Source organism: Pseudomonas sp. GW822-FHT02E03, assembly GCF_058802325.1.
In genome coordinates, this window is sequence record NZ_JBXAOA010000082.1 from 1 (window position 1) to 9,614 (window position 9,614).

General features: G+C 58.5%; 8 protein-coding genes. 5 read left to right on the top strand and 3 right to left on the bottom strand.

The window, feature by feature from the left end; translation table 11 throughout:
* Nucleotides 1–83 precede the first annotated feature (83 nt).
* Nucleotides 84–572 (bottom strand): TIGR00645 family protein, encoded by a 489-nt coding sequence (locus AC1RQB_RS27815; RefSeq protein ID WP_007901849.1) that lies wholly within the window; start codon nt 570–572, stop codon nt 84–86.
* 160 nt (nt 573–732) lie between these two features.
* Between AC1RQB_RS27815 and AC1RQB_RS27820 the strand changes: the two genes are divergently transcribed.
* On the top strand, nt 733–2,562 hold the full coding sequence (locus AC1RQB_RS27820; protein WP_063342475.1) for a hypothetical protein: 1,830 nt from the start codon (nt 733–735) through the stop codon (nt 2,560–2,562).
* A 5-nt stretch (nt 2,563–2,567) separates the two neighbouring features.
* Here the strand turns inward: AC1RQB_RS27820 and AC1RQB_RS27825 are convergent, their stop codons facing one another.
* Nucleotides 2,568–2,909 (bottom strand): PA4575 family protein, encoded by a 342-nt coding sequence (locus AC1RQB_RS27825; RefSeq protein WP_007901845.1) that lies wholly within the window; start codon nt 2,907–2,909, stop codon nt 2,568–2,570.
* Nucleotides 2,910–3,226: 317 nt separating this feature from the next.
* Nucleotides 3,227–5,665, bottom strand: coding sequence for a Lon protease family protein (locus AC1RQB_RS27830; protein WP_207267407.1), 2,439 nt, complete (start codon nt 5,663–5,665; stop codon nt 3,227–3,229).
* A gap of 275 nt (nt 5,666–5,940) precedes the next feature.
* Here AC1RQB_RS27830 and AC1RQB_RS27835 point away from each other — a divergent pair, with 275 nt between their 5' ends.
* The 4 genes from AC1RQB_RS27835 to AC1RQB_RS27850 all read left to right on the top strand — a co-directional run bounded on the left by AC1RQB_RS27835 (nt 5,941) and on the right by AC1RQB_RS27850 (nt 9,517).
* Nucleotides 5,941–6,429, top strand: coding sequence for a DUF3015 domain-containing protein (locus AC1RQB_RS27835; protein WP_007901840.1), 489 nt, complete (start codon nt 5,941–5,943; stop codon nt 6,427–6,429).
* A gap of 107 nt (nt 6,430–6,536) precedes the next feature.
* On the top strand, nt 6,537–8,390 hold the full coding sequence (locus tag AC1RQB_RS27840) for an Lnb N-terminal periplasmic domain-containing protein (RefSeq protein WP_063342474.1): 1,854 nt from the start codon (nt 6,537–6,539) through the stop codon (nt 8,388–8,390).
* A 205-nt stretch (nt 8,391–8,595) separates the two neighbouring features.
* Nucleotides 8,596–8,952: a hypothetical protein gene (locus tag AC1RQB_RS27845; RefSeq protein ID WP_008072326.1), complete on the top strand. Its 357-nt coding sequence runs from the start codon at nt 8,596–8,598 to the stop codon at nt 8,950–8,952.
* Nucleotides 8,953–9,022: 70 nt separating this feature from the next.
* A complete protein-coding gene (locus AC1RQB_RS27850) occupies nt 9,023–9,517 on the top strand; it encodes a GreA/GreB family elongation factor (RefSeq protein ID WP_063342473.1) in 495 nt (164 codons plus the stop codon).
* The last annotated feature ends 97 nt before the right edge of the window (nt 9,518–9,614 follow it).

Genomic DNA, 9,614 nt, shown 5'->3' on the forward strand with positions numbered 1-9,614 from the left:
CCCCCCCCCCCCCCCCCCCCCCCCCCCCCCCCCCCCCCCCCCCCCCCCCCCCCCCCCCCCCCGCTCCCACAAGGATCAGTCGATCAGTGCTTGGTCAGCTTGTCCAGATAGCCCATGGCAAATGCCGATACCACGAACGTCATGTGAATGACCACGTACCACTTCAAATGCTCGGGATCGACGTTCTTGGCGTCCATGAAGATCCGTAGCAGGTGGATCGACGAAATCGCCACGATGGAAGCTGCGACCTTCATCTTCAACGAAGACGAATCCATGGTGCCTAGCCAGTTGAGCTTTTCCTTGCTGTCGTCGATATCCAGCTGAGAAACGAAGTTCTCGTAACCGGAGATCATCACCATCACCAGCAAGCCGCCCACCAGCGCCATGTCGATCAGCGACAGCAGGACCAGAATCAGATCCGACTCGGCCATCGAGAACACGTTAGGGATGACGTGGAAGACTTCCTGGAAGAATTTCAGTGCCAACGCCAGCAAGCCCAGGGACAAACCGAAATAGATCGGCGCCAGTAACCAGCGGGAGGCGTACATTGCATTTTCGATAAAGCGTTCCATTGAATCTCACACAAGGGGCTGGAAATGGCGGCGAGTATAACAGCCACCTGTTACACCCAGAAACCGCCGGAAAATCCGTAACCTGCGTGTGTGTGACAAAGTTTTTCTGCTAGTGTCCAGATGATTGACAGGTCAGCGACGTCGGACAGGAAGACTGGAAATGGATGTGCGATTGCCGTTAACGAGTGCCGGGCTTTGCTTCGCATTGTTGCTCGGTGGCTGCTCACCCAGCGATGAGAAACGCCAGGTCAGCCTCGAAGAAAAGATCGCACAGTTCGAACAATCCCTGGAGACGATCGAGGACCCCAAACTCAAGGATGCCGTGGCCGAGCTAGGCGGTTCCCTATTGTTACTCGAGCGCGCACAACTCAAACTCGACACCAAACCAGTGCTCACCGAATACGGCGAAGACGCCCTCGCCGTGCTCAAGCACTACCCCACACCCCAGGCCCTGGTCGACACCTACATTAACGGTCTGTTCGTGTTACACAAGGAGTCCAGCTCGGATTACCTGACCGATCTGCAACCGGTATTCCCCTTCAACTTCAACATTCCGGGCGCGTTCCTTTTTCCTCATGGCCTGGAATGGCAATCGGTGACCCTGAGCAACAAGCGCGTCATCGCGTTTCAGCCGGAATGGTCGGAAACCGATCCCGGCATCCAGCTGAGCCCGTCGAGCTCCAACCTGACCCACCCCGATGATTTGACGGTGACCTACCCCTTCATCGAAGGCCTGGAGGTGGACAAGAAGAGCCAACCACAACCGGTGAGCCTGCAAGGCAAGGTGGAAGTCATCTCCCCGCGCCGGCTCTACAGCTTCGATCTGACGAAAAAGGACGTCGGCCAGACTCGCACTAACGACAATCTCAGTGTCACCTTATTGAAACTGGGCAATAACTACGCCGAAATCGAATTCAGTAACAGCGCGCCGCTGGCCCCCGAGGTACGTGACATATCACTCACCCCATTGATCGTTCAGGCCAGGGACGCCACCGGGCAATTCCTCTCTCGTTCAGGTGCGATCAACGAAACCGCCGCCCAAATTGCGTTTTATCAAAAACAACTGGCGCAGATGCAACTGCAGAAGGCGTGGAGCGAAGCGTTCGAAAAACAGCTCGATGACGAGCAGCGTGCGTTTGAAAAGCAACAAACCCGGCATTACACCAAGGTCTACTTCAATGGACCGATCGACACCATCGAAGTCAGCCTGCTGGACTTCTCGGCGGTCACGGTGACCCACAAGGACCTGAACCTGCCGATACGCCGCTTCGACCCGCACACCACGAAAAAAACCATCCAGCCGCTGACCTTGCCGGTGGTGGTGTATGACGACCAGGCCGCGACCTGGCTCAAGGGCGCAACGTTGAGCGAGGAGCAACTGAAAAAAAGCATCAGCATCAGTCAGTCGGTCGATGACCCAAGTGCCGCCCGCATCGAATTCAATCACCCCAGAAGCTTCAATGACGAATTGCTCGGCACCTCTTTCAATCCCGGCGAAAGCCCGGTGACGTTCTTTATCCAAGACCGCAATGGCCAGCGCGATGGGCCGATAGAGCTGCCGCCGGAGGCGTATGAGGTCGATCCGATCCGCGGCGCCATCACCTATGATCTGAACCTGTTTCCGGAAACACCGGCCTACGCCGTGGGCTCCATGCCGCACTTTCTGGCGACTATCGACCAGCAAACATACGACGCCCGCCAGTTGCCCAAAGGCCTGGAATTCAAAGGGAATGCGTTGGTGGTTGATTTGAAACTGTTTCCCGCCCAGGACTGGCGTTTTTTCGCCAAGGACGACAGCGGCAATTATTTGAAAGAGATTCTGTCGGTCAGTCACGACGCGAGCGCACAAGGCCCGGCGTTATTTGCAGTGCATTACTTCTATGGCCAGCCCACACGCCTGGAAACTTATCAGCGAACGAACCTCACCACCGTGCAATATGGGTTTGAGGTCAAACTCGACAAGGCTGAGCCAGGCAGCCTTGATCAATAGCCTGTTCAGTGCTCGGGCCGAAACTCGGGTCCGCTAAGGTTGCGGTAACGACCACCATTGATCTCTCGCAACTGGGCTTGCAGATGCAGGCACCAGATTTGCGGGTCGTCGGCCAGCTCGTAACCATGCAAGGTCAGACTTTCAACGATGGTGTCGAGGATCGATTCCGCCACGACCGGCCCACGGAACGGGCCTTGGGCCTTGATGGCAGAAGGCTGCTCGCCGGCCATTCCGGCGGCGAAGAGCAAGGTCCACATGCCCGTATCTCCCGCCAGCGGGCGGATAGCACATTCGATACGGGTCACAAGGCCCAGGCATTGACGGGTGAGACAGAGGTTGCGCGACATGGCGGCGACCCTCGGTAGATCCGGTATTCAGCCTCCACGGGAAGGCTGTCTCGATCCAGTGATTACTGTCGATATCCTTGAGCAGATAATAGAAGAAAAGTCTGGCTCGCACGCGAACCAGAATCAGAAGGTGCCGAGTGGTCACTGCGTGAATATTGACGCCATTTAGATGGCGCTCTTTTGCATTGAATACAGTCTGCAAAACACTACAGAACCTGTGGGAGCGGGCTTGCTCGCGAAGACGGCATAACAGTCGACATTGATGTTGAATGTTAGTCAGTCTTCGCGAGCAAGCCCGCTCCCACATGGGGGTTGTGTCAGGCCGGTTTGATTTCCAGCATTGCTTCCTGCGCCAACTCCTTTTCGGCTTCCTTGAGGTCTTCCTCGCTGATCATTTCCGCAATCACCCGCAAGCGTTCCACTACCCGCGCGTTGATGCTGCCTTCAGGGAATGCGCCATTCTCATCCGGCGCGCCAGCTGGCTCGCCGACCAACAGGCTCAGAGCCTCGTCGGCCTGGCGCACCGCGTAGACATGGAACTGCCCCGCGCGTACCGCCGCCAGCACCTTCTCGTCGAGCATCAGCGTGGCAACGTTGGCCTGAGGAATGATCGCCCCTTGCTCCCCCGTCAAACCACGGGCTTCGCAGAGCCGGAAGAAACCTTCGATCTTCTCGTTGACCCCACCCACCGCCTGCACTTCACCGAACTGGTTGATCGAACCGGTAATCGCGAAACACTGCTTGAGCGGGGTTTTCGACAAGGCCGAGATCAGCGTGCATGCCTCCCCCAGAGACGCGCTGTCACCGTCGACATAACCGTAGGACTGCTCCAGGGCGATACTCGCGGAAATCGCCAGCGGAAATTCCTGGGCATAACGGCTGCCCAGATACCCGGTAAGGATCATCACGCCTTTGGAGTGGATCGGCTGACCAAGGTTGACCTCGCGCTCGATGTCGACGATGCCGCTGCCGCCCGGATAAACCGTGGCGGAAATCCGCGCCGGTATCCCGAAGGCCGAATCGCCGACTTCCAGTACCGTCAGCCCGTTGCACTTGCCAACCGCCGCGCCATCGGTGTCGATCAGGATGATCCCGGCCAGCATGTCATCGAGAATCCGCGCCGAAACACGCCCGGTACGGGTGGCCTTGGCCTTGAGCGCACGCTCGATGTGCCCGGCGTCGGTCATGTCATCGCCCGCCAGGTCGCGAATGAAATCCGCCTCGCTGACCAGTTGGAACAGATCGCCGATTCGCGCCGACAAACGCCCCTGGTGCTCGGCCAGACGCGCGCTGTAAGTCGCCAGGCGCGCCACCGCATCGGCGGTCAGCGGCGCCATGCCTTCCTCGGACGTACGGGTTTTGAGCAACTGGGCGAACTGCTCCAGGCTCTCGTCGACCATCGGGATGTCTTCGTCGAAATCCACCAGGACGCGGAACATCTCCTGGAAGTCCGGATCGAGGTCTTGCAGCGTGTAATACAACTGCCGGGCGCCGATGATCACGACTTTGACCTGCAACGGAATGTGTTGCGGTGTCAGCGTCACAGTGGCCAGACGGCCCAGCTCGCCCAGCGGCGATTCCATTTTCAGCTTGCGCGATTGCAGGGCGCGTTTGAGCGCATCCCAGACGAAAGGCTCGCCGAGCATTTTTTCCGCTTCGAGGATCAGAAAACCGCCGTTGGCCCGGTGCAGCGCACCCGGTCGCAGCTGCCGATAGGTGGTGTAGAGCGCGCCTTGGTCGGTGCTGTATTCGATGCGACCGAACAGATTGTCGTAGGTCGGGTGCGGTTCGAAGACCACTGGCGCACCGCCGCTGAACGGATGACCGACCACCAGGCTCGGGGCGTATTGCTCTTCGAGCAATTTGCGGGCGATGGCGTCGGTCTTGCTGTCGTCCACCAGTTGCTCGACCACCGTCTTGAGCAGGTACACCTGCATCGCTTGCAGGTAACCGCAAACGCCTGCGTTTTCCGCGTACTTTTCCGACAGCGGAGCGAGCAATGGCTGCAAGGCCAGGGTGATGGTTTCTTCGTTGAGCTGACGCAGTTGATTGCTCGACTCGCGCTTCCATTGCGGCAAGCTGGCGAGTTCTTCGTTCAACCGCTCTTCCAGCCCGGAAATGTCGTCATGAAAACGTTCGCGCTCGGCTTCCGGCAACTGGGCGAATTCCGCCTCATCCAGCGCCTTGCCTTCGCTCATCGGGGTGAAGGCGATGTTGCTGCTGTCGCGGTAGAGCGCGACCTCTTTCTCCAGCGCCAGACGCTCGATCACATCCAGTGCACGGTCATAACGCTGATTGAAAGCGCGGTCGATGGCGCTTTTCTTCTGCTGATAGGACGGGTGCTCGAACACCGCCGGAAAGGTCGCCAGCAGGTTGTCGATCAAGCCGTTGATATCACCGATGAAGGCACCGGCGGTGCCCGACGGCAATTCCAACGCACGAGGCTCACGTGGCTCATCGAAATTATTGACGTAGACCCAGTCAGCCGGGGTCTGCAGGCGCTTGCCTTCGGCCTTGAGGTAGCGTTTGACGAACGAAAACCGGCCGGTGCCGGGCTCGCCCATGACGAATACGTTGTAACCGGGGCGTGGCATGGCCACACCGAACTGCAAGGCTTCAACCGCACGTTCCTGGCCAAGCACACCGCGGAAGGGCTCCAGATCATTGGTGGTAGAGAAGCTGAACTGTTCAGCGGAAAACGGACGGGTCAGCGCTTCAGGCGCTAGACGCAAGCTGGCAGCAACAGGATCAGGCATCGGGCTTCCTTACATCAGGCGGGGCAGATAGCGGCATTCTGGCGCTGCCCGTACCTCACTGGCAAGGCGCACCTCAAGCCAAAGCCTGGACAATCCCTCAGGCTCGGGCCGAAGGGGTCAAAATCAATGTTTTCAGGGAATGTTTCGCAAAAAGTAACGGAACCCCCGGAACCTGCCTAAACTCCAAGCTGCGCGGCTGGATGATAACCGGCCCACTGGCACCATTAGGGGCCAGCACCCTTGTCCATTGGTATGCACACAAAGAGAACATAGCTATGAAACGGATTCTTCTCGGTACTCTCTTCACCGCTGTATCCATCAACGCCATGGCTCAGGCGCCAGGCGGTCCGGACTGCGGTTGGGGCAACATGCTGTTCGAAGGTCAGCGTGGCACCCCGGCACACTTCCTGGCATCCACCACTAACGGCACTTCCGGTAACGCAACGTTCGGTATGACCTCCGGCACCAACGGTTGCTCGACCAATGCGTCGCTGACCTATGGCGGCAAATCCTGGATCGCCATGAATGGCATGATGAACGAGCTGTCTGAAGACATGGCCAAAGGTCAGGGCGAAGCGCTGACCACTTACGCCGTGGTACTGGGCGTGGCGCCGGAAGACCGTGCGCATTTCGCCGCTGTGACTCATCAGCACTTCCAGCAAATCTTCAGCAAAGCTGACGTGACCGCTGATGACGTGCATACCAACACCCTGGCCGTGCTGAAAAGCGATCCTCGTCTGGCCAAGTACGCTACTCAAGCTTAAGCTCGATCCACCCCGCTCCTTTTGGGGAGCGGGTTTTGTTTTTTGACCTGTCGTGCCTTGGGTCTTTCCCCTGATCTCTTTTTTTTCGAAAAGCTAAGTTGCCCACTATGCTCAAACGCCTTGCCTGGCTGGCGCTCTGTGTCTGCGCCCCGCTGTCCGCCGCGCCACCTATCGACAATCAACGTTTGCAGCAACTGGCCAACGACCCCTTCTGGATTTCCCTGGGGCATTACGAAACCGCCAAGCTCGGTGGCTGGCGCAGCTATGTCAGCGACAAGAAATTCTTTCTCGCCCCCGATGGCAACGAACACCCCGACCGTGAACTGGCGGCGACCGTGCAGGCACTGTATGCCCCGGCCAGCGCCGGTGAGCAGCATGCCCAATGCGTCTATCCGGCCCGCACCCGCTGGCTCAAGGCGCAACTGGCGCTCAGCGATATGCCGACACCGGACTGCGCCGAGTTCAAGCAATGGTTCAAGGATGTTGCGCCCCACAGCGCTGTGATGATTTTCCCGGCGGCCTACCTGAACAGTCCATCGTCGATGTTTGGTCACACCTTGCTGCGCATCGATCAGGCCAATGTGCAGAGTGACAAGACATCGCTACTCAGTTACGCGATCAACTTCGGCGCCTACATCGAAGGTTCGGACAACAGCATTCTGTATGCCTGGAAAGGTCTGATGGGTGGCTATCCCGGGCTGTTCGCGTTGGTGCCGTATCAGGAAAAGCTCTCGGAATACCGTAGCCTCGAGAACCGCGATCTGTGGGAATACCGCCTGAACCTGACGCAGCAGGAAACCGAGCGCATGGTCGAGCACGTCTGGGAACTCAAGCAGATCCAGTTCGACTACTTCTTCTTCGACGAAAACTGCTCCTACCGCCTGCTTGAGCTGCTGCAAGTGGCACGTCCGAGCCTGCATTTGACCGAGCAATTCCCGTTGACGGCCATCCCCACCGACACGGTCAAAGCGGTGAAAGAAGCCGGGCTGGTGGAATCGATCGAGTATCGCCCGTCCCGTGAGCGTGAACTGCTAAGCCGCGCCGAGCCATTAACCGTTGAAGAGCAGGAGTGGGTGCTGAACGTCAGCGCCGATCAGACGCAATTGCAGACTCCGGCGTTCAAGGCCCTGCCTCGCGACCGTCAGGCGTTGATCATCGATGCGGCTTATCGTCTGGAGCGTTATCGCGCCAACGGTCAGGAGCGTGACCCGCAACGGGCTCAACGCAGTTTCGAATTGCTGCGCGCAATCAATCAAAACCCGCCCCCGGAGCTGGAAATTCCGCAACCTGGCTTGCCCGAGGACGGTCACGAATCCCGCACCTGGCAGGCCGGCATCGGCACTCGAGGCGACAAAGCCTTCGGCGAATATGGCCTGCGCATGGCCTATCACGACCTCAATGACAACATGGAAAGCTTCCCCCTCGGCGCGCAGATCGAAATTCTGCAAATGAAGCTGCGCCAATACGAAGGCAATGACTGGCAGTTGCAGCAACTGGACCTGGCGACCATCCGCTCGCTGACTCCGCGCAATGAATTGTTGCAGCCGCTGTCGTGGCAAGTCACCGGCGGCCTGGAGCGCGTACCGGGCAAGCATGATGACGAAACCCTGGTCAGCCATGTCAATGGCGGTGGCGGCGGGACCTGGCAACTGGGTGACGATATGCTCGGTTTTGCCTTGGGCACCGTGCGTGTGGAGCATAACAACGACTTCGCGGCCTTCATTGCCCCGGCGGCGGGCTTCAACAGCGGCCTGCTATGGAAAAACCCGCTGGGAAACTTCAGCCTGGAGGCCAAGGGTGATTACTTCACCAATGGCGAAGTGCGCCGCAGCATGAGCCTGAATCAGCAGTGGGAATTGTCACGCAATCTTGGGTTGCGCCTGAGCGCCCAGCGCGAATTCAGCCACCTGGCTTCGCCCGAAAACGAAGTGGTACTTGAGGTGAAGTGGTATCACTATTGATCTGCCCCTTGTGGGAGCGAGCCTGCTCGCAATGAGGCCATCACATTCAACATCCATGCTGCCTGTTCCACCGCCATCGCGAGCAGGCTCGCTCCCACAAGGGATTTGCGCTACCCCACAGATTAATCACGAGCCTTTCACATACACCCGACAAATCCGCTTCTAAACTTCCCTTAGAGACCGTTGAACGGCTCGGGAGTCCGGGATGTGGCGTTGCGTGGGTGTGTTGGGGTTATTGGTAGTGATCACGGGGTGCGAGTCGACCCACGAGGATCTGATCGCCAAGGGTTACCCGCCGGCGTTCGCCGATGGCTTCGATGACGGTTGCATCAGTGGCCGGCAAGCCGCCGGGGCGATCACCGGTGAGTTTCGCAAAAATGTCCCGCGTTACCTCAAGGACAAGCAATACGCCGAAGGCTGGACCGATGGCTTCCGTCAGTGCCAGGCCATGCGTGAAAACGAGGATCGTAACGAGTACAAGGACCGCCATTGGGACGAGCGCGAACGGGCCTGGCAACAAGAGAAAGACAGGGACGCCGCGCGAGCCTATCGCTCGCAATAAGTCGTTTACAGACATTCGTCGAAACTTAAAGCCTGCGACCATGGCCCAAACCCTATAACGGGAGAACAGCATGAGTCGCGCCTTCGTCAATGAAGATAACGCCGCCGCGCAAGCCGATCAGCCAGTCGAACGGCAGGTCAGCGCGCAGCCCAATTACGTCACGCCAGCGGGCCTGGCGCAGCTTCAGGCAAAAGTTGCCGAGCTGCAAAGCCTGCTTGATCAGGAAAGCGCCAAAGGTGAGCTGGCCGATAAGCAGCGCCAGGCCGACCTCGATCGCGACTGGCGCTACTTCAAGCAGCGCCTGCAAAGCGCCCAGGTGGTCGCACAAGCCTCCTCGACCGACAAAGTGCAGATCGGCAACTGGGTGACCTTTGCCGATGAACACGATCATGAGCAGCGCGTGCAATTGGTCGGAGAAGACCAGGCGGATGCCGCCCATGGCTTGATCAATTGGAGCTCGCCGCTGGGACGGGCGTTGCTCGGGGCGAAAGTGGGCGATGAGGTGTTGTGGAAGCGACCGGCGGGGGATTTGGTGATTGAGGTGTTGGCCATAGAGATTGGATGATCTCCAGGCCACCTTCGCGGTGTAGAAACGGATACATCCTTTACAATCGAGACCGGGGACATCCTTTACGTTTTTGTGGGTTTGAAAGGCGGTTTTC